Annotated in this window: 16 protein-coding genes and 1 riboswitch; of the genes, 6 read left to right on the top strand and 10 right to left on the bottom strand. The window is 38.4% G+C overall.

Annotation, left to right across the window (positions count from 1 at the left end; all coding sequences use genetic code 11):
- Nucleotides 1-60 precede the first annotated feature (60 nt).
- Nucleotides 61-2,511 (bottom strand): TonB-dependent receptor, encoded by a 2,451-nt coding sequence (locus EWU22_RS03680; protein WP_130924474.1) that lies wholly within the window; start codon nucleotides 2,509-2,511, stop codon nucleotides 61-63.
- 91 nt (nucleotides 2,512-2,602) lie between these two features.
- A riboswitch (TPP riboswitch) is annotated at nucleotides 2,603-2,698 on the bottom strand.
- 70 nt (nucleotides 2,699-2,768) lie between these two features.
- On the opposite strand from EWU22_RS03680, the gene mfd reads away from it, so the two are divergent.
- Nucleotides 2,769-6,119, top strand: a complete 3,351-nt coding sequence (mfd, locus tag EWU22_RS03675; RefSeq protein WP_130924473.1) for a transcription-repair coupling factor — start codon at nucleotides 2,769-2,771, stop codon at nucleotides 6,117-6,119.
- 63 nt (nucleotides 6,120-6,182) lie between these two features.
- Nucleotides 6,183-7,442: a gliding motility lipoprotein GldJ gene (gldJ, locus tag EWU22_RS03670; protein WP_226998257.1), complete on the top strand. Its 1,260-nt coding sequence runs from the start codon at nucleotides 6,183-6,185 to the stop codon at nucleotides 7,440-7,442.
- A gap of 9 nt (nucleotides 7,443-7,451) precedes the next feature.
- On the opposite strand, the gene EWU22_RS03665 is transcribed toward gldJ, so the two are convergent.
- Entirely contained in the window at nucleotides 7,452-8,132 is a 681-nt protein-coding gene (locus EWU22_RS03665) for a ComF family protein (RefSeq protein ID WP_130924472.1), read from the bottom strand.
- 148 nt (nucleotides 8,133-8,280) lie between these two features.
- Between EWU22_RS03665 and fusA the strand changes: the two genes are divergently transcribed.
- Both fusA and EWU22_RS03655 read left to right on the top strand, forming a co-directional pair.
- Entirely contained in the window at nucleotides 8,281-10,374 is a 2,094-nt protein-coding gene (gene fusA, locus EWU22_RS03660; protein WP_130924471.1) for an elongation factor G, read from the top strand.
- 106 nt (nucleotides 10,375-10,480) lie between these two features.
- A complete protein-coding gene (locus tag EWU22_RS03655) occupies nucleotides 10,481-11,056 on the top strand; it encodes a YdeI/OmpD-associated family protein (RefSeq protein WP_130924470.1) in 576 nt (191 codons plus the stop codon).
- 102 nt (nucleotides 11,057-11,158) lie between these two features.
- On the opposite strand, the gene EWU22_RS03650 is transcribed toward EWU22_RS03655, so the two are convergent.
- Nucleotides 11,159-12,190, bottom strand: a complete 1,032-nt coding sequence (locus EWU22_RS03650; RefSeq protein WP_130924469.1) for an acyltransferase family protein — start codon at nucleotides 12,188-12,190, stop codon at nucleotides 11,159-11,161.
- 155 nt (nucleotides 12,191-12,345) lie between these two features.
- Here EWU22_RS03650 and EWU22_RS03645 point away from each other — a divergent pair, with 155 nt between their 5' ends.
- On the top strand, nucleotides 12,346-13,053 hold the full coding sequence (locus EWU22_RS03645) for an ABC transporter ATP-binding protein (RefSeq protein ID WP_109322005.1): 708 nt from the start codon (nucleotides 12,346-12,348) through the stop codon (nucleotides 13,051-13,053).
- Between the two features lie 314 nt (nucleotides 13,054-13,367).
- A complete protein-coding gene (locus EWU22_RS03640) occupies nucleotides 13,368-13,976 on the top strand; it encodes a Crp/Fnr family transcriptional regulator (protein ID WP_109322004.1) in 609 nt (202 codons plus the stop codon).
- Nucleotides 13,977-14,420: 444 nt separating this feature from the next.
- Here the strand turns inward: EWU22_RS03640 and rplS are convergent, their stop codons facing one another.
- The 7 genes from rplS to EWU22_RS03605 all read right to left on the bottom strand — a co-directional run bounded on the left by rplS (nucleotide 14,421) and on the right by EWU22_RS03605 (nucleotide 19,845).
- On the bottom strand, nucleotides 14,421-14,774 hold the full coding sequence (gene rplS / locus EWU22_RS03635) for a 50S ribosomal protein L19 (RefSeq protein WP_109322003.1): 354 nt from the start codon (nucleotides 14,772-14,774) through the stop codon (nucleotides 14,421-14,423).
- 130 nt (nucleotides 14,775-14,904) lie between these two features.
- Complete coding sequence (gene trpA, locus EWU22_RS03630; protein WP_130924468.1) at nucleotides 14,905-15,684, bottom strand: tryptophan synthase subunit alpha; 780 nt, start codon at nucleotides 15,682-15,684, stop codon at nucleotides 14,905-14,907.
- A complete protein-coding gene (trpB, locus tag EWU22_RS03625) occupies nucleotides 15,685-16,869 on the bottom strand; it encodes a tryptophan synthase subunit beta (protein WP_130924681.1) in 1,185 nt (394 codons plus the stop codon). It lies immediately after the preceding gene.
- A 10-nt stretch (nucleotides 16,870-16,879) separates the two neighbouring features.
- The gene (locus tag EWU22_RS03620) at nucleotides 16,880-17,497 is read right to left on the bottom strand and encodes a phosphoribosylanthranilate isomerase (protein WP_130924467.1); all 618 of its coding nucleotides are present in this window, start codon (nucleotides 17,495-17,497) and stop codon (nucleotides 16,880-16,882) included.
- 1 nt (nucleotide 17,498) lies between these two features.
- Nucleotides 17,499-18,287, bottom strand: coding sequence for an indole-3-glycerol phosphate synthase TrpC (trpC, locus tag EWU22_RS03615; RefSeq protein ID WP_130924466.1), 789 nt, complete (start codon nucleotides 18,285-18,287; stop codon nucleotides 17,499-17,501).
- Between the two features lies 1 nt (nucleotide 18,288).
- Nucleotides 18,289-19,278, bottom strand: coding sequence for an anthranilate phosphoribosyltransferase (gene trpD / locus EWU22_RS03610; RefSeq protein WP_109321999.1), 990 nt, complete (start codon nucleotides 19,276-19,278; stop codon nucleotides 18,289-18,291).
- 3 nt (nucleotides 19,279-19,281) lie between these two features.
- On the bottom strand, nucleotides 19,282-19,845 hold the full coding sequence (locus EWU22_RS03605) for an anthranilate synthase component II (protein WP_109321998.1): 564 nt from the start codon (nucleotides 19,843-19,845) through the stop codon (nucleotides 19,282-19,284).
- Between the last annotated feature and the right edge of the window lie 2 nt (nucleotides 19,846-19,847).

The raw sequence follows: 19,847 nt of genomic DNA, 5'->3' as shown, positions 1-19,847 counted from the left end.
ATTCCTGTACTCAATAAAAAATCCCCTACCCAATCGGCAGGGGATTTTTGTTTAATTACCTTACAATCGAATAGAAAGACCAACTAAGAAGTTAAATCCTGCCTGAGGGTACTGAAAATTCTCCGTAATCACTTTTTGTTCATACACATAACTATAAGTGTATCCATTAGATGAGTACAACGTATTCGCTACATTATTTAACAACAAACTAGCTTGTAAATTCTTTGTCCAACTCGTCTTTATCGGATAGGTCAAACGAATATCTTGTGTCCAATAGGCTTTCAATTTCCTATTTTCATCCGAGGTATTGTCCAAATACTGTTGACCCACATATTTAGTTAACAAACTTGTCTCTAAACCCTTCCAAGAATAGGTCAGTTGACTGCCTGCAATGGTCGATGGTGAATAGGCGATATCAGTAGTTCCATGATTCACGATTTTGACGCCATAAGTATCATAATCAGGAATACTTTCAACAAAATTCAAGACCTTGTTTTGACTTAAAGTTACATTAGCCTGCCACGTAAAATGACGAGATAAGCGGTAGTTCAAACTTGCCTCAATTCCCATTCGATAACTATCAGGCACATTGGTACGAATAGCTTCTCCCACGCTATTGACAGCACCTGTCAATACCAATTGATCACGATATTGCATTCGATATGCATTCAACTGAAATGAATAGTTAGATGCCGCTCTTTCAAATCCCAATTCATAATCGGTCAAAAACTCAGATCGCGGAGTCGTACCTGGGTTATCAATAAAATCCTGACGACTAGGCTCCTTACTACCAACAGCCAATGAACCATAAATTTTACTTGATTCAGAAAGTTGATGCGTCAAGCCAAATTTAGGATTAAAGAAGTCATAGGTCCAAATTTGGCTAATATCCTGCATTTTATCTGCGGTACCTTGCATTTTGTATCCCACAGTACGGTACTGTAAGTCCAAATAACTTTGCCACTTAGTCGACAAGGCATAATTCATTTTGACAAACAAATTCAAATCTGTCTTCTGTGATCTACTTTGATACCAACGATGACCCAAGTAAGAACTAGGCAAATTATCACCAGAAATAACTTCCCCGAAGTGGCGACCTACATAACGGTTCCAAGCACCTCCAAATGTGAATTTAAAACCTTGATTCGCATCATAATTCAATGCAAAAGTGCTTCCATAAAAATCATTATCCAGCCATTTTCTTCGCACTAAATTGGTACTAGTCAATGTATTTGAGCCCATTTGAATAGGATCTAGACCATACTTAGACAAACTCGCATCAGCTTTATACTCTTCATAATAACCTCGGCCATATGTATAATGTCCATTTACATCCAAATTCCAATAAACTCCTAAACTATGATGGGATAAGAATTGGTAATGATCTTGAGCATAATTATCTGTTTGATTAGGATAGGTATAGTAATTATATGTCCTTCCACTCTCTAATAGATTCTTGGCTTCCGCTTCACTCAACCAATTTCGCTCGATATAAGCATTCATTCCAGCTACATCATTATTTACTCGACTTTCTGGAGTTCCATACCAAGATTGAAAAGTCTTTTCCTTTCCAATAAAATAATTCAATCGAAAAAAGGATTTCTTACCAAAATAGGCAGCAGACAAATACGCGGATTGTAAATTGGAGGATGCTCTATCCAAGTACCCATTGGAAACCACACGAGATAATCGTCCATCAATCGTCCATTTTCCTCCCAATAACCCTGTTCCAAGTTTCAAGGTACTTTTTAATGTACCAAATGAACCTCCAGATGCATTCAATTCTGCATATTGATCTTTCTCAAAACTATTGGTCTGCATATTCACCGACCCTCCAAAAGCTCCAGCACCATTCGTGGATGTTCCCACTCCTCGTTGGATCTGCACAGAAGCCACAGAACTAGCAAAATCGGGCATATTAACCCAATATGTTCCTTGAGATTCGGAATCATTGACTGGAATTCCATTGATCGTCACATTCACTCGAGTAGCATCAGAACCACGGATACGAATACCCGTATAGCCTACACCAGCTCCCGCATCAGATGTCGTGACAATGGATGGGGTGAAATTGAGCAATACAGGCATATCTTGACCCAAATTTGACTTCCCTAATTCCTTTGCACCAACATTTGTATAAGCCATGGCTGAATTCTCATCGGCACGTGTAGCCTTAACAACTACTTCATCATTTAAAAATGAAGATTTTGTCAGCTTTATAGTGATCGATTTTTCAGAAGAATTTAATTCTCTGATTTGGGTTTCATAACCAACAAAATGAATCGAAATACTTAAAGAAGATTGAGTACTTGTTAGCACAAAGTGCCCTTTACTGTCGGTCACAGTACCACGCTGGCTATCTTTTAACTTGATACTTGCTCCCCAAAGAGCTTGGGAATTTTCTTGGTCTACGACCATCCCTTCCCAACGGAAGGTTTTCTGAGCCCATACAGGCACAGCCATCATGGCAATCATTACTACTAAAATAATCTGTGTCGTTATCTTTTTCATTTTGAAAAGTTTAACAACAGGTAAAGGAGTCAAATCCTGTCTGATTTAACATATTAACCCTTACATCGATGATTTTTTTGAGTTTTCAGCGCTAAAAACTCGACAAAATCCCTTCGCCGGTACTAACCGAATCAGGTTCAATGGGTATAATCTCAGCCCAAAATATTGGGCACCCCTTTTTGTGGATGCACAAAGATACAAAAATTCCTACCTTTGCAAGCCCTAAGAAAAAATTGGCTGCCCTGATTCGGTAGATTATGATTGTAAAAGATTTTATTGCCCACTACCAACACGATGGAATAATTCAAACTCTTTCCTCGCAGATTCATCATGCCCCAAAAGGAAGTAAATATCACATAAAAGGCTTATCTGGCTCCCTAGACGCCATCCTTATGGCCGCCACTAAGCAAGAGAAAAGGCCTTATTTACTGATTTGCCAAGAAAAAGAGGAAGCCCATTATTTGCTAAATGACTTACAAGCCTTAATGGCTGATGCGGAAGTTTTACTATTTCCCATGTCCCACAAAAAACCGTATGAATGGGAAGAAATAGATAATGCCAATGTATTGATGCGTGCTGAGGTGCTCAATGTACTCAGCAATCTACCTAACAAAGACCTGTTTATCGTCACTTACCCTGAGGCATTAAGTGAAAAGGTAATCAATCGAAAATCATTAGTAAAAAACACGCTATCCATCCGTGTTGGAGATAAAATTGATCCCAATTTTGTTGCAGAAACACTCAACGAATATGATTTTGAGCGAACAGATTTTGTCTATGAAGCTGGACAATATTCGGTTCGCGGAGGAATCTTAGATGTATTTTCTTACGCCACAGAATTCCCTTATCGCTTGGATTTCTTTGGGAATGAGGTTGATAGCATTCGGACTTTCCATCCTGAAACCCAACTTTCCATCCAATCGGTTTCAGCTATGCATCTTATCCCAGATGTACAAACTAAGCTTATTCAAGAAAGTCGAGAAAGCTTTTTAAGTTTCTTCCCAGAAAACAGCATCATTTGGATTAAAGATCAAGAGATGCTCTTAGAAATCGTTCAAAACTACTTCCAAAAAACACATGATACTTTCAAAGAACTGAAAAGTCGGGGTGGTGATATCCAAATCATGTCAGACCCTTCAGAACGCTGGGAGAATAAAAAAGATTTTTTAAAATCCCTAAATCAATTCACGCAGGTTGAATTTGGGAAAAGAAATCACCTGAAAAATGCAGATACTATCACCTATGCATCAAAAAACCCAGGAGCATTTCATAAAGATTTTGAACGCTTAGCCGGAGCGTTGCTAGACAATCAAACTCAAGGTTATCAAAATATCATTTGTTCTGAATCTTCCCGACAGCTTGAACGCTTGGAAGTCATTTTCAATGAATTAAATACATCGATTCAATTTAAAAACCTGCAAATTTCCTTGCGAGAAGGTTTCATTGATGAGCAAACAAAAATAGCTTTTTACCCAGATCATCAATTATTTGATCGATTCCATCGATTCAAAGAGAAAAACAAATTCTCCAAGAATAAAGCGCTCACATTAAAGGAGCTGCGAAGCCTTCAAGTAGGTGATTTCGTAACACATATTGATTACGGTATCGGTCGATTTGCAGGTCTAAATTTAATTGAAACCTCGAATGGGGAGCAGGAAGTGATACGCTTGATTTATCGGGATGATGACGTGCTTTCTGTATCCATTCATGCATTACACAAAATCTCCAAATATTCAGGGAAGGAAGGTGCTCCTCCGAGTATGTCCAAATTAGGTTCTCCTGATTGGGATAACAAGAAATCGAGAGTCAAAAAACAAGTAAAAGATATTGCCAAGGAATTAATTTCCTTGTATGCCAAACGTAAATCTGCTCCTGGATTTTCATTCTCGCCTGATACGTATTTACAAGCCGAATTAGAGTCTTCCTTTTTATATGAAGATACTCCTGACCAAGCTAAAGCCACACAGGATGTAAAAGCTGACATGGAAAAGCCCCATCCTATGGATCGTTTGGTTTGCGGAGATGTGGGATTTGGAAAGACAGAAATTGCTGTTAGAGCTGCATTTAAAGCAGTGGCTGACTCCAAGCAGGTAGCCGTTTTAGTTCCAACCACGGTTTTGGCCATGCAACATTTCAGAACCTTTCATGACCGCTTAGCTGCATTTCCTTGTAAGGTCGAATACATCAATCGATTTAAGTCGCCCAAACAAATCAAGGAAACCTTGGAGCGAGTAGCTAAAGGTGTCACCGATATTTTAATAGGAACCCATCGCTTGGTGAACAAAGATGTTGTTTTCAAAAATTTGGGCTTGATGATCATTGATGAGGAGCAAAAATTTGGGGTGAAAGTGAAAGATCGATTGAAAGAAATGCGTGTCGATGTGGATGTCTTGACACTGACAGCTACACCAATTCCTAGAACCCTGCATTTTTCCTTGATGGGAGCCCGAGATTTATCCATCATTGCCACTCCTCCGCCTAATCGCCAACCAGTGGAAACTAAATTGGTCGTATTAAACGACGAACTTTTACGTGATGGGATTAGAGAAGAACTCTCCAGAAATGGTCAAGTTTTTGTGGTTTATAATCGAATTGGAGAATTAGAAAGTATTGCCAATCGTATTTTACGTTTGGTGCCAGATGCCAAAATTGCCGTGGCCCACGGACAAATGGATGGTGACAAACTAGAAAAAATCATGTTGGGGTTCATTGAGGGACATTACGACGTTTTAGTAGCCACTAATATCATTGAATCAGGTTTGGATATCCCAAATGCCAACACCATTTTTATCATCAATGCCAATAATTTTGGATTATCGGATTTACATCAAATGAGAGGGCGTGTGGGTAGGTCCAATAAAAAAGCCTACTGCTATTTAGTAACACCATCTTTGGCGAATTTGACGAGTGATGCGCGTAAAAGATTGAGTGCATTAGAGGAATTTTCCGACTTAGGGGATGGGATCAAAGTGGCCATGCGAGATTTAGATATTCGGGGGGCAGGAAACTTGTTGGGTGCTGAGCAAAGTGGGTTTATCAATGATTTAGGTTACGATATGTACCATAAAATCTTAGATGAAGCCGTTCAAGAATTGAAGGAAAATGAATTTAAAGCCCTATTTGAAGCTGATTTAACTGAAGTAGCAGAGACCCTGAAAGTAGATTGTCAAATCGAAACAGATTTAAGGGTATTAATTCCTGATACCTATGTGCAAAGTATTTCGGAGCGTTTAGCCTTATATACTCGATTGGATGAAATAGACCATGAGGAGGAACTTCAAAAATTCATTCAAGAAATAGAAGACCGATTTGGGAAATTGCCTCAAGAAGTAAGTGATATGATTGAATTGGTAAAATGCCGATGGAAAGCTCAAGTTTTAGGAATTGAAAAAATTCTCTTAAAAAACAATATCCTTAAACTTCATTTCGTTTCATCTGAGACACATCAAAAACATGCTAGTTCCATTGTTTTGAAGGTCATCAACTTTGTCAATACTCGAAAAGGACAGTGTCAACTTAGAGAAAAAGCGAACAAATTGATTCTTCAAGTTGACCGAATCAGCAGTATTGAAGAATTAAATACTATTTTAGTGGATATTTTAGGCTAGTTTTGAGCTTATTAATTGAATTTTATACCTTTGCTTTTCAAATTCTTACGATAAAAGATATCAATGATTGCTAAATTGAAAATTGTAATGGGGATTTGTGCTAGTGTGTTCCTCTTGACATCATGTCCTAGTGGAATCAAATCTGGCGTAAAACCTAGCAGTGTAAATATCGGTTCTAAATCCTCAGCTACAGGCATTGCCTACAATCAAAAGGGTGGATTTCAAGTAGATAAAAAATTCAGTGGCCAATTAACTGGCCCTAATTTAGTATTTATTGAGGGTGGCCGTTTCACGATGGGTTCTTTAGAAGAGGATGTATTAGGCATTCATGACAACGTAGAAAGAACCGTTTCCGTTCAATCATTTTATATGGATGAAACGGAAATTGCCAACGTACACTATTTAGAATATTTATATTCCGTTCAAAAAGATTCTACGCAAGATTTTTATGAATCTGCTTTACCTGATACCACTGTTTGGAAAAATGATTTAGCATTTAATGACCCATATGTGGAGCAGTATTTGCGTTTCCCTGGATTCCGCATGTATCCAGTAGTGGGTATTTCTTGGAAACAAGTAAACGACTATTGTGTTTGGAGAACAGCCGCAGTTAATCAACAATTAGCAGGCGCAGATAAAGTCAAAGAAAAAAAACCTAAAAAAGGTGCTACTACGGCTGGAACTGCTGCCACAGCTGCTACTACTCGTACCAATACAACGGCTCGCTTAACCATCGAATCTGGCCGAGTATTGCCTTCGTATCGCCTTCCTACTGAAGCGGAATGGGAATATGCGGCTAAAGCGATGATTGGAACCCAGCAAGAAGATGAGAACCAAATCAACCAACGTATTTATCCTTGGGATGGTCCATCTTTACGTCAATCACAAGGTAAAGCTAGAGGAACGATGTTAGCTAACTTCAAGCGTGGTCGTGGTGACTATGCTGGTATCGCTGGCAAATCCAATGACGGAGCTATTATTACGACTGAGGTTTACAAATATCCACCCAATGATTTTGGTTTATACCAAATGGCAGGTAACGTAAATGAATGGGTGCAGGATTTGTATCGTCCACTTTCATTCCAAGATTTCAATGACTTGAACCCAGTTCGTAGAAACGAAAAATTAGATAAGGCAAGTCGTTACGACAGCAAAAACAATAATTCCTTAATTGACAACAAGGTTCGCGTTTATAAAGGCGGCTCTTGGTCAGATGTGGCTTATTGGTTAGCCCCAGGGACTCGTCGTTATTTAGATGAAGATTCTGCAACGGCAACCATCGGTTTCCGTTGTGCTATGATTTCCGCAGGGACAAACAAATAGTTTCCCTTCTTATTGTAAAGCCGCCAGAGCTAAAAAAGACACTTGTCTAGCTCCGGCGGCTTTTATTTTTTGTCCCAAAGCTAACATCGTAGCTCCCGTAGTCAACGTATCATCCACGATTAGCACATGCTTCCCTAGAAAGGAAGATGAATCTGATACTTGATATACATCTTCCAAAACATGAAAACGTTCTTGTCGATTTTGATGAATCAAGGTTTGACTATTCTTAATTCTTTCTATCCCATCCGATAAGATCGGGAGATGAGTACTTAAGGCTATCCCTTCGGCGATGCATATAGCTTGATTATATCCTCGCTCTTGTATTCGTTGTTGATGCATCGGAATGGGAAGGATAAGCTCATATTCATCCGGCCAATTGTACTTATTCAATTCTGCTCCACACCAAATACCAAGAAATAGTCCCAAATCTTGAGCTCCTTTGTATTTAATTTGATGCATGAGGTGCTGAACTCGACCACCTTTTGAAAATAAAAAGAAACAATGTACGTCTTGATATTCCAACCAACCATCAAATTTCAGACTGAGCCAATTAGGCCTGGGAAGGAATAAACCTGGCCTTGGAAGCTCTAATCGACACCTAGTACAGAGTAAACCTTCGGATTCCAAAAGGGTATTGGAACACGCAAAACAGACTTCCGGATAAAGCAATTGTAAAATGCGCTTAAACATTTGAAAAAAGTTTTGTATTTAATTAAGATTCAGTAATTTTGCACCCCTAAATAAGAACCTAAATTTTACATGTTAAAACCATGTAGTTCAAGTTCTTGATAATCTTAGCGAAGAGTAAAAACACTTATATCATAATTAACCTTTAAAAATGGCACGCGATTTAAAATTCACTAGAAACATCGGTATTGCTGCGCACATTGACGCTGGTAAAACCACCACGACGGAACGTATCCTGTATTACGCAGGTGTGAGTCACAAAATTGGTGAGGTACACGATGGTGCGGCAACCATGGACTGGATGGAGCAAGAGCAGGAGCGTGGAATCACGATCACTTCTGCAGCAACTACTGTAAACTGGAAATACCGTAACGAAGATTACCATGTTAACATCATTGATACACCAGGTCACGTTGACTTTACTGTAGAGGTAAACCGTTCCCTACGTGTATTGGATGGTCTAGTTTTCTTGTTTTCTGCGGTAGATGGTGTTGAGCCACAGTCAGAAACTAACTGGCGTTTAGCGAACAATTACAACGTTGCTCGTATTGGTTTCGTAAACAAAATGGACCGTTCTGGTGCAGATTTCTTAAACGTGTGCAAGCAAGTGAAAGAAATGTTAGGTAGCTACGCAGTACCATTGCAATTGCCTATCGGTGCTGAAGAGCATTTTGAAGGAGTAGTTGACTTAGTTAACTTCCGTGGTATCAAGTGGAACGAGGCAGATAAAGGAATGACTTTCACTGAGGTGCCTATCCCAGATGATATGTTAGAAGAGGCGACTGAATACCGTGAAAAATTATTAGAAGCAGTAGCTGAGTTTGATGATACTTTGATGGAGAAATACTTCGAAGATCCTAACTCAATCACAGAAGATGAAATTTTAGCTGCCTTACGTGCTGCTACTATTTCTATGAAAATCGTTCCAATGCTTTGTGGTTCTTCTTTCAAAAACAAAGGAGTTCAAACTATGTTGGATTATGTGATGGCTATCTTGCCTTCACCGATGGACAAAGAAGGTGTTAAAGGAACAAATCCTGATACAGGAGAAGAAATCCTTAGAAAGCCATCTGAGTCTGAGCCATTTGCGGCATTAGCATTTAAAATTGCAACTGACCCTTACGTAGGTCGTTTATGTTTTATTCGTGCTTATTCAGGTGGATTGGATTCTGGTTCTTATGTATTGAACAACCGTTCAGGAAATAAGGAGCGTATCTCTCGTATCTTCCAAATGCACGCTAACAAGCAAAACTCAATTGAGCGCTTAGGTGCTGGTGATATTGGTGCAGTAGTTGGATTTAAAGACATCAAAACAGGTGATACTTTATCGGATGAGAAACACCCTATCATTTTAGAAGCAATGGATTTCCCAGAGCCAGTAATTGGGTACGCTATTGAGCCTAAGAAAACAGCAGATGCCGATAACTTCTCAAAAGCCATCACTAAATTGATCGAAGAAGATCCAACTTTACAAGTTGAGTCTAACGAAGAGACTGGTCAAACCATCATCAAAGGAATGGGAGAGCTTCACTTAGAGATCATCATTGATCGTATGCGTCGTGAGTTTAAAGTAGAAGTAAACCAAGGTGCTCCTCAAGTAGCTTACAAAGAGTCTTTAACTAAGACAACTGAGCACCGTGAGGTATACAAAAAACAATCAGGTGGTCGTGGTAAGTTTGCTGATATCGTATTTGAAATCGGACCAAGAGAAGACGACAAACCAGGTTTAGAATTTGTTAACAATATTGTGGGTGGTGTTATTCCTCGTGAATTTATCCCTGCGGTTCAAAAAGGTTTTGAAGAAGCCATGAAAACAGGTGCTTTAGCTGGATATCCAATGGATTCCATGAAAGTACGTTTGTTCCACGGTTCTTACCATGATGTCGATTCAGATTCATTATCTTTTGAATTAGCCGCTCGTATGGGTTACAAAGATGCTGCGAAAAGTGCTGGTGCTAAATTAATGGAACCAATCATGGCAGTTGACGTAGTGACTCCAGATGAGTATACAGGACCTATCACAGGTGACTTAAACCGTCGTCGTGGTATCATGAAAGGTATGGATTCTCGTCAAGGTGCCGTTATCTTAAAAGCAGATGTACCTTTGTCTGAATTATTCGGATATGTTACGGATTTACGTACTATGTCTTCAGGACGTGCTACAGCATCTTTAACTTTCTCTCACTATGAATTTGTTCCGCAAAACATTGCTGACGAAGTAGTAAAGAAAGCAAAAGGATTATAATACTAGCCTATGCTAATGGAAAGCCCTCGAAATTCGAGGGCTTTTTTTATGTATCAATCCTAAGAATTCTCCAATTTCATTAATATATTTATTCAAAATCATGTGAATGACAAATAATACTTCAGAAATAATTTCTTTCAAAACAAGTCAAGAATGGAGAGAATGGCTGGAATTACATCATGCAAGTTCCCCGAGCATATGCCTTAAAATCTCAAAAATCAAATCTCCAGAGCAAACTATTTCGTACCAATTAGCCTTGAATGAAGCCCTTTGCTTTGGTTGGATCGATGGCCAAAAACTACCCTACAACGAACATTTCTGGCTGCAAAAATTCAGCAAAAGAAAACCAAAAAGTACTTGGTCAAAAATAAATATTCAGCATATTGAGAGATTGACCCTAGAAGGCAAAATGATGCCAGCTGGGATATTGGCAGTTCAAGAAGCTAAGGATGATGGGCGATGGGAACAAGCCTATGATGCCCAAAGTCAAATGGTTATTCCCGATGATTTCTTAATGGAACTTAGTAAAAACAAATCGGCCGAACAGTTTTTCCAATCCCTCAATCGAGCCAATTTATTTGCCATCTACTTCAGACTTCAGTCGGCAAAAAAACTGGAAACAAGAAAAAAGAGAATGGAAAAAATCATCGAAATGCTTTCCAAAAATGAAAAATTCCATTGAAAAAATTCAACGCTGTCAAGGTTTTAAACCTTGACAGCGTTAGGCAAAAATACCAAATTCCCATACATTTCCCCTCCAGCAAACTGATAATCAACTATTCACCTATGCAAAATATCGCTTAAGTGATTGGATTGGTTTTTCGAATACATGGTAAGAAATAAAGCTAAACGCAAATAAGACTAGTATTCCATAAATATGGAATGGATCATAGATGGTTATATGAAGTCGATTCGTCAATTGATAAAACAAATCAGGAATTAACATATGATATAAATACAATCCATAACTCACTTTACCTATTTCTCTAAAAGGTCGAATGGATAAAATTTGAGCTAAATAACCAGGCTTCAAGGCCCCTAAAATTAAACCCGCAGAAAGAATCGAAGTGAATGTTCGAAAAAACAACTGCTTCCACAAATCTCCATCCGATAAGAACAAAGTCGTTGTTAAAAATCCGATTCCTACCAAAGGAAGCACCCAATTTGACAAAGCTCTTATCTGCTCTTCCTTTCCTTCTCTTAAATAATAAGCCAGTAAGCCTCCCCAAGCGAAAGTATCTACACAGGTAACCATATAAACCCCAATTCCAGCATATTGATGAATCAAGACATATCTTGCAAGAAGACCAAGTATAGTTGTTGTCCAAAGTAGAAACTTCAAACTTTTATTCGAAGAAATCCCTAAAATTAATATGGGCCATATAATATAAAACTGCTCTTCTACAGATAATGACCAATATGGGGAAAGCATGTCTGACCAATTTTGACTTTGCTCTAACCAATGGTTATATAAATACGACCAATAATAAATTGGATGAAGGTAAAAATCACTAACAATCTGAATTCCAACCTGTTTTAACACCAATAATGAAGCCAATACTGCATAATATATAGGAAAAATACGTAATGCTCTCCGCGCTACAAAATTGCCAAATGATTTTGCAAATGAGGATTTCTCTCGCTGGCTTAACAAAATGGAAGTAATCAAATAGCCACTCAATACGAAGAAAAGCGTCACTCCAACTGGACCATTGGGTAAGGTATTAATCCAATGATTCATGGGAAACCAATGAAAAATCAACACTAATAAGATTGCGATGGCCCTAATGCCATCCAAAGCTGGTATGTATTTCATCACTTAATTCTACAGCCAACAAAGCTAAAACATATTAAGCAATAAACCTCTTATCCTTGCTAGCGCTACTTTATCCATGCTGCGTATCTTTTGTAGAAAAGTGAAACTTCTTTCAGGTATTGGATGTATTTTTAAGATATTTTATTCCTGAGATTATGACCAAAATTATTGAAACGAGAAATATTTCCAAACGCTATGTGATGGGAGAAGAGGTAATTGATGCCTTAAAAAACATTAGCATTTCAGTGAATAAAGGTGAATATGTTGCATTTATGGGGCCGTCTGGTTCAGGTAAGTCCACATTAATGAACATCGTAGGTTGCCTAGATACACCCAGTACAGGCAAATACATATTAAATGGTCATGATGTCAGCGAAATGTCGGAAAATGAATTAGCCGCTGTTCGAAATAAAGAAATTGGTTTCGTGTTTCAAACATTCAATTTATTACCTCGACAATCTGCTTTAGATAATGTAGCGCTGCCTTTGATTTATGCGGGTTATTCCAAAAAAGAAAGAAATGAAATTGCCATGGAAACCTTGAGAGGCGTAGGACTTGACAACCGAGCTAGCCACAAGCCTAATGAGTTATCTGGAGGTCAAAGACAGCGTGTTGCCGTAGCTCGAGCATTGGTCAATGAACCATCTATTTTACTTGCGGATGAACCAACAGGAAACTTGGACACGAAAACCTCCTATGAAATTATGGACCTTTTTGACCAACTTCATAAAAAGGGGAATACGATAGTGATGGTTACCCATGAGGATGATATCGCTCAATATGCCCATCGGATTATCCGTTTAAGAGATGGTCTCATTGAATCTGACACCATCAATCAAAACGTTAGAAAAGTAATTAAGTAGTTTAGACTTATCATTTTGAAATCCTGAAATACAATTCAATACGTATTTCAGGATTTTTTTTGCCCTAGATCAAGCTTTTTTCTTGATATAACGCAAGAAATTAAATTCCAGAACAGCTTTACTTCCATCTTAATTGGCTATCTACCAATGGATTTATATCTTTGAATCGTTCTAAATGTATACTCTTTGACGATTTCGAATTCTACTTTTCTGAATCTCTGTCTAAACCTTTGCAAATCTTACAGGATTTCCAAAGTGAATGTATCCGTCTACATTTTAATTTCTCTAATCTTTATATATCATTCTATATCTATATGACCACTATTGCAAGCTTAGAAGCTTACCTTAAAACATTTAATTTACTGAACCCTGCTGAGACGAAGCAATTAGCTGGATACTTTAAACCAGCTGTCTTTCAAAAGAATCAAATCATCATTGCGGAAGGAGAAATTAATAGTAAATTTTATTTTCTAGCTTCCGGACTATTACGCGAATATTCTTGGGTTGATCAATTAGACATGCCAGAACCCATTTCGAGATGGTTCACATTACCAGGAAAATTTGGGATTTCTGCTGAAAGCTTTTTTCATCAGAGACCAAGTGAAATAACCCTAGATGCCCTAAAAAAGTCGGAAGTTTTCTATATGGAAAAAGAGGATTTGGAAAGGGCCTACATAGAAATTCCTCATTCCAATACAATTTGCAGAATCATATTACAAGAAACACTCGTTCAACACGAACGCATCACTTCGTTCTTACACATAAGAAATACCCAAATTAGATATGAGGCATTTCGTAAATCTTTTAAAGATATGGATGAACAAGTGCCCGACAAATACAAAGCTTCATTTCTCAATATGAGTCCCTCTGAATTAAGTCGAGTAAGACGAAAAATCATGGAAAATGGCTCGCTAATCGACTAATCTTGCGTTTTATCAACTTTATTTATTGATTTTTCGCAAGAATATTTCAGTTAATAATCCCGAATTTTGTACAGTAATAATCGTAACAAATTCTTCTAGTTTTCTATGAGAATTATAACGTTATCGATTAACAAGAGAAAAACATTACAATCTGTGTTCTAAATTAAAAGTTAAAACAGGAAGTAAAAGCGACCAAATTTTAACCCCATTCGAAACAAGTAATATTTACTTGTTTCAAACAAAGTTTAATACCTTATCTCTCTTGTTAATCACCTAATCACTAATAATTTATAATACAAAAGAGGAGCCTAAAAACTCCTCATTTGTAAAACCACAAGACAGGTATAAAAATCTTAAACAAGTATACATCTAACCACTAGTACCCTAAAACAAAAGAGCTGCCCTTTCGGAGCAGCTCTTTCTATTTCAAAGAATTCAAACCTCTTATTTTTTCTTCTCTTTAACACGAGCAGCTTTACCTTGCTTACCTCTCATGTAGTATAAACGAGCTCTACGTACTTTACCACGACGTAATACTTCAATTTTGTCAATGTTAGGAGACAAGATTGGGAAAATACGCTCAACACCAATTCCATTAGAAATTTTACGAACGGTAAATGATTCGCCAGCACCCGAATTCTTGCGCTGAATAACCAATCCTTGGAATACCTGGATACGCTCCTTGTTACCTTCACGAATCTTTACGTGAACATTAATCGTATCTCCTGCTGCAAATTCAGGATGATCTGCTCTACGAGCTGCATTTTCTGCTTCAACTAATTTAATTAAATCACTCATCTTAATAATTGTTCAAACTTTGGTGATTATCAGTGCTTAGCGGTCCAATCGTACATAAGCCTCACTGATTTGGGTTGCAAAGATAGAAAATTTATTTTTTCTAAAAAACTGTTACTCAAAAAATTGTGAATTATTTCACCCCTTTAATTCCCCGAACAAAGGTTACTATATCGCCTCGTAAATCACTCGATTGGGCCAATAACTTCACAAAGGCACTGCCAATAATTGCTCCTGAAGCTGATGCTGAGGCTTTCAAAAAGCTTTCTCTGTCTGAAATTCCAAAACCAATCAATCTCGGATTTTTCAAATTCATTCGATTGATTCTTTCAAAATACAACTCCTGCTCCGAGCTAATCCCCGTTTTAGCCCCCGTCGTACTAGCCGAAGAAACCATATAAATAAAGCCTTGACTTACCGAATCAATTCGACGAATACGCTCGTCAGCAGTTTGCGGAGTAATCAAGAAAATATTAAATAACCCATAGCGCTCAAATATTGATTGATATTCCGATTCATATTCTGCCATTGGCAAATCCGGCAAAATCAAGCCATCAACACCTACTTCTTGGCATTTTTGACAAAACCTCTCTACCCCAAATTGTAACACAGGATTAATATAGCCCATCAATAAAACAGGTACTTGAACCTTCGCTCTCATGTCTTTCAATTGCTCAAATAAATGGGCGACTGTCATTCCTTGATCCAAGGACACCTGATTCGACTGCTGAATGGTTTCTCCATCCGCCACAGGGTCAGAATAAGGCATTCCAATCTCAATAATATCCGCACCTCCTTCTTGAAGTGCCTCCAATACGGTCATCGTATCTCCAAAATTCGGGAAACCCGCCGTAGCATATACATTTAAAATAGGGCCTTTCGCCGCTTCAAAAACTGCAGATATTCGATTCATTTATAATAAATTTAATCTTTGTTGGTATGTAGCCAAATCCTTATCCCCTCTTCCAGACAAATTAATGACCACTACTTCATGAGGTTTAGCTTGCAATTTAGGCAATACCGCTAAGGCATGCGCTGATTCTAATGCTGGAATAATTCCTTCCAATTGACTTAGTTCCAAAGCTGAAGCTAAGGCTTCTTCATCCGTAATATCATAGAAATGGGCCCTCCCTGTTTTAAATAGATGGGCATGCATGGGACCAATTCCAGGGTAATCTAATCCAGCAGAAATAGAATATGGTTCAATCACCTGTCCATCCTCTGTTTGCATCAACAAACTCTTACTTCCATGCAATACACCTGACTTCCCTAAAAATGTTGTTGCTGCAGAATGACCCGAACCCACTCCTTGACCTGCAGCCTCTGCAGCAATTAACTGCGTTCTTGCTTCGTCTAAGAAATGATAAAATGCTCCTGCTGCATTAGATCCTCCTCCAACACAAGCCAAAACATAATCTGGGTAATTTCTTCCCAACTTCTCCGTTAATTGGGCCTTGATTTCCTCCGAAATTACTGATTGAAATCTTGCCACCATATCAGGATATGGATGAGGTCCCACCACAGATCCTATGATATAATGCGTATCAACGGGATTATTAATCCAATGGCGCATAGCTTCATTGGTCGCGTCTTTCAACGTTTTAGAGCCCGACTGTGCCGCTACTACTTTAGCCCCTAACATCCTCATTCTAGCCACATTAGGCGCCTGACGTTCTATGTCAATGGCCCCCATGTAAACAATGCATTCCAGTCCCATCAAAGCACAAACGGTTGCGGTAGCTACTCCATGCTGGCCTGCGCCCGTCTCCGCCACAATTTTATTTTTCCCTAATTTCTTAGCTACTAAAATTTGCCCAATCGTATTATTGACCTTATGAGCTCCGGTGTGACAAAGATCTTCCCGTTTTAAATATATTTGAGTTTGATATTTTTCGGATAATCTCTTTGCTTCAAACAAAGGAGTAGGTCTTCCTACATAATCTTTCAATAAATCGTGAAACTCCTTTTGAAATGAAGAATCGTTAATGATATCCAAGTAATGAGTCCTTAACTCCTCCACATTGGGATAAAGCATCTCAGGGATAAATGCTCCTCCAAATTCCCCATAATAACCTTTTTCGTCAACTTGATAAGTCATTGCCATAGCTCTAATTTTCTGCTAATCTTTTCGATATTTCTAGTACTTCTTGTACATCTTTTAATCCAGCTTTGATTTCAACTTTACTATTAAAATCAAAGGCGTGAATCGGATACTTTTTACCTAAATCAATGGCTTCATCCAAATTCTCCTTGGATAAGCCCCCCGCCAATAGAAAAGGTTTATCTAGCGTATATGCTGCTAATATATTCCAATCAAATCGTTGACCTGTGCCGCCCGTTTGCTTTCCTTTTTTGGTATCAAACAAATAGAAATCAGGTGCTAAACTCAAGCCTTTCACATCCTGTATATCTGCAACCGATATGGCTTTTATCACAGTTAAACCTGCTTTTTTCAATACCAAAATCTCTTCATCCTTTTCCTCTCCATGCAGCTGAACCCAATTAAATCCAGCTTTTTTAGATAAGGCAATGATGCTATCTACAGCTCGATTCACAAATACACCCACTGCTATAGTTTTACCTAGTACATCTTTAGGAATAACAAAGTCCTCTCCCACATACCTGGGTGAAGCTTCTGCCCAAATAAATCCCATATAATCTGGTTTAGCCTTGGCCACTTGCAGGATATTATCCATTTCTCGCATGCCGCAAACCTTCCATTTCATCTTAATCCTGATTTAAAAAATCCAATAAAGCTTTACCTGGAGCATCCGTTTTCATAAAACTTTCTCCAATCAAAAAACCCTTATATCCATATCCCCGCAATTCTTGTATGATGGAAGGTCCTGAAATACAGCTTTCTGACACCTTAATACATCTGGCAGGTATTTTTTCTGCCAAACGCTTAGATGCCTCCACATTCTGCTCTGCAAAATTCTTCAGATTGCGATTATTCACACCAACCACAGATATATAATCTCCTAAACTTCGACTCAACTCTTCTTCATCGTGCACTTCTAGCAAAGTTTCCATCCCTAATGATCGCGCCAAACTCCCTAATTGCTTAATTTCCTGAGGACTCAATGCCGCTGCAATCAACAAAATCACATCTGCCCCCATCGCTTTTGCCTCTACAATTTGGTACTCATCTACCATAAAGTCTTTACGTAGCATGGGCGTATGGGGATTAGCCCGACGAGCCTCTTCAAAATCCTGATCAGTTCCGCCAAAAAAAGGAGTATCTGTTAATACCGACAAACAAGCAGCGCCTGCAGCAGCATAGGCTTGCGTTACTTCTTTCACCGTTAAACGATCATTTATAACTCCCTTAGAGGGTGATTTACGCTTAAATTCAGCAATAATTCCTGTAGAAGCTGGTTGAGTTAATGACATCGATAAGGAATGGCAATTTCGAGCAAAAAAACCCGTTTTCTCCAATGCATGAATGGATATGCGCGATTTCCTTTCCGCAACTTCTTTCCTTTTGGATTCTAAAATTGTAGCTAAAATACTCATCTTAATCCATGATAAATTTCTTGAAAACTTGGAAAGCTCTTCCACTTTCCAGAGACTCTTTGGCCATCAAATAACCATCCGACATATTACTTACCTTCTCCGCTACTAATAAAGCAGCACCGGCATTGGCTAAAACCACTTGGGTTTGAGCTGGAGTACCTTGTCTTTGTAATATCTTATATAACATATCGGCCGACTGCTCCACATTAATGCCTCCACTTAAATCCTGAGATTGAAATGTTTCGCAACCAAAATCGCCTGGTAAATATCGCTTTTCTCCTTCTTTAGTTGTTAATAGAAAGGAACTCGTTAAGGAAATTTCATCGTATCCATCTTCACCAAAAACGATACCAAATTTCTTACTTCCCGACTCGTAAAATTGGACAAACAAGTCGTATACCTCTTTGGCATAAACCCCAGTTAGTTGCTTACTTACCAAAGCAGGATTCATCAAAGGTCCCAATAAGTTGAAAAAAGTTTTCATCCCTAATTCCTTACGAATGGGCCCTACGTGACGCATGGCAGGATGAAATAAGGGAGCATGTAAAAAACAGATTCCCGATGATTCCATCTTACGTTTTAAATAACTCGGATCATTACTGAACTTAACCCCTAAAAACTCCAATACGGTTGAAGAACCAACAGCTGAAGAAACACCATGATTTCCATGTTTAGCAATCTTTTGACCTGCACCTACTACTACAAAAGAGGACGTAGTACTAACATTAAAGGTATCTTTTCCATCACCCCCAGTTCCACAGACATCCATGGCATCAAACTCTGTCAAATCAATAGTCACGGCCAATTCCATCATGGCTGAAACAAATCCCTTTAATTCTTGAACTTGGATAGGGGTATACCAATAACTTGCTAAAAATGCTGCAATTTGACTTGGATTAATTCCTCCTTGACCTACGCGCAACAATACATCTTTAGCTTCTACTTCTGTTAAGGAGTATCCTTGAACTCGTTTACTTAATATATCTTTCATGTTTTATTGAATCCAATTTTTAATCATTTGCAATCCATGTTGCGTTAAATAAGCCTCGGGATGAAACTGCACTCCACGCACATCGTATGTTTGATGTGCCTCTGCCATCACATATCCTTTATCATCTACGGCTGTAATTTTCAAATCAGTAGGCATGCTATCTGGAATCACTGTCCAAGAATGGTAGCGACAAACCTCAAATCGGGCAGGAATTCCTTGAAATAATCTTTCTGTAGGATCCGTAACAACACATTCGGTCGTAACACCATGCAAAACCTCTCCCATATTTTGCAATTTTGAACCAAAAGATTCGGCAATCGCTTGATGTCCTAAGCATACACCTAAAATCCGCTTTGTCGATGCATATTCCTTCAATAAGTCCAACATAATTCCTGCTTCGGATGGAATCCCAGGACCCGGCGATAGTAAAATATGGTCATATGCCTTCACTTCTTCTAAGGCAATTTTATCATTTCTAAACACGTCTACCTCCGCCCCAATCTCTTTCAATAGGTATACCAAATTGTATACGAATGAATCATAGTTATCAATTACTAATACTTTCATGG

The sequence above is a fragment of the Aquirufa nivalisilvae genome (assembly GCF_004307455.1).
Lineage (GTDB): Bacteria > Bacteroidota > Bacteroidia > Cytophagales > Spirosomataceae > Aquirufa > Aquirufa nivalisilvae.
This window is presented reverse-complemented; position numbering and strand designations above follow the sequence as displayed.